Raw genomic sequence first — 1,935 nt, 5'->3', positions numbered from 1 at the left:
TATTGTTGTATTAGGAATTATTGCTTTAATTGCTGTCCCGAGATATATTAATGTTCAAGAACGTACAAGACTAGAATCAGATTATAGAGCTGCCGCTTCAATAGCGCATGCTTCCGAATTACATTATGCAAAAAATAATTTGGATACGGGAACTGTTGATTTTGAGGAACTTGAAGCAGCAGGAGTATTAGATAAAAATATTAAATTACAATCTAAAGACTATAAAAATCTACCTTTAGATAATGATTCAGTGAAAATATTTGTTACACCTGGAACAGGAGATGTTGTTACTGTTGTTGTGGATGGAGATACATTATTTCCGGCTCCTTAATTATTATAAAAGAGCGTATGATAATAGGTGTATCTGTTAAATGAGTTTATGAAACTTAAACTTCTATGTGCCTGTGAAACCTCCGAAAAATGAAAACAAAGAGACGTGCCTGTCATATGAGTATGAGTTATTGCAAATGGATTCTTTGAGTTCTTGATGTTCGTTGTGGTTAAATTGGTTTTATGGGGTCATTGTTGATAGTTTTGCTAAGAGGGGAACCGAAAGGTTTCTTTTTTCTTTGCAAAAAAACTTTGTTAATCTATGTTCACTTATGGTATAATATTAACAAATATTAACAATTTAAGGACATAATATGATATTAATAGCAGTATATATACTTTTAATTGGATTGTTTATAGGTTCATTTCTAAATGTCTGTATTTACAGAATACCGGAAGAAAAGTCCGTAGTATCTCCGCCATCCAGCTGCGGGAGCTGTAGGCATAGATTGAATTTTCTTGATATGATTCCGGTACTCAATTATTTTCTATACAGAGGAAAATGCCGCTATTGCGGGGCTTCCTTCTCTATTCAGTATCCGTTAATTGAACTCCTAAACGGAATTTTATATGTATTGATTTTTATGAATTATGGTTTGACACTGTACTTTGTTCTTTATGCAGGTATAGCTAGTCTTTTAATTGTAATCAGTGTCATTGATCTGAATACAAAGACAATACCTGACGGTTTAAACATCTTTGGTGGAATATTTACAATTCTGCTGGGTATATATCTTTTTAGAGGTAGTTATTTGTATCATCTCTACGGATTTTTATTTGGGTTCCTACTCTTCCTGCTTATAGCAGTAATCACTAATGCTATGGGTGGAGGAGACATAAAACTCATGGGAGTCCTAGGCATATTATTTGGACTTGAAGGTATAATTTTCACCACTGTACTAAGCTTCATATATGGAGCCGTAATATCAACAGGTCTTATAATATCCGGCAAGGCAGGCAGGAAAGATTTTATTCCCTTTGGACCATTTATATCTTTAGCTGCGCTAACATACATACTAGTTGGGAACATAATACTTGAATTGTATTTCAATCTAATATTTTAGGAGGTAAGGGGTAAAATGGCTAAATATATATCAATTGATATCGGCAGCAAACACATTAAAATAATCGAAGGCTCCTCAGACAAAAAAAATATCGATATTATCAAGGCAGTTTCGGTTAATACTCCTGCGAACTCAATGAGTGAAGGAAACATCATTGACTATGAAAACATTCGCAATGTTATTAAGCAGACAATAGCTAAAAATGGTATCAAGATAAAAAATGTAGTATTCAGTATAAATACTACATCACTTATTACGAGGACGATTGAACTTCCTGTAGTTAAAAGCAGTGATGAAACTATTCAAATGATTAGGTTTGAACTCGAACAGTTTCTGCCTGTTGTATTGGATGAATATAAAATAGTATTTAGAGTTATCAAAAATTATGTTGAAGATGGTGTCAAAAAAGGAAGCTATCTGATTAATGCAGTACCTACCAAGCTAATTGATGACTATAGAAAGCTTTCTGATGATCTCGGTCTAAGGCTTCAATCCATAGATCTTTCCTTTAATGCTTTAGAGAGAGTGTTTTCAATTGGTA

Annotated in this window: 2 protein-coding genes and 2 pseudogenes; all 4 read left to right on the top strand. The window is 33.2% G+C overall.

Translation table 11 applies throughout. The features are described 5' to 3' along the window. Positions 1 to 331, top strand: a pseudogene (locus AC3AX0_RS06605) (hypothetical protein); the annotation flags it as partial. 313 nt (positions 332 to 644) lie between these two features. Then, positions 645 to 908: pseudogene (locus AC3AX0_RS06600) on the top strand (prepilin peptidase); the annotation flags it as partial. A 6-nt stretch (positions 909 to 914) separates the two neighbouring features. Next, positions 915 to 1,394: a prepilin peptidase gene (locus tag AC3AX0_RS06595; RefSeq protein WP_487549517.1), complete on the top strand. Its 480-nt coding sequence runs from the start codon at positions 915 to 917 to the stop codon at positions 1,392 to 1,394. Between the two features lie 15 nt (positions 1,395 to 1,409). Continuing rightward, positions 1,410 to 1,935 (top strand): type IV pilus biogenesis protein PilM (gene pilM / locus AC3AX0_RS06590; RefSeq protein ID WP_487549512.1); only part of this gene is annotated, 526 nt, incomplete at its 3' end.

The organism is Dethiosulfatibacter sp. (genome assembly GCF_983023055.1).
The sequence above is the reverse complement of the archived record's forward strand: the minus strand, read 5'-3'. Positions and strand labels throughout refer to the sequence as shown.

What these genes read in the sequence shown, in the direction of transcription:
- AC3AX0_RS06595 (WP_487549517.1), top strand. Translation starts at nt 915, where the DNA reads ATGAATTATGGTTTGACACTGTACTTTGTTCTTTATGCAGGTATAGCT.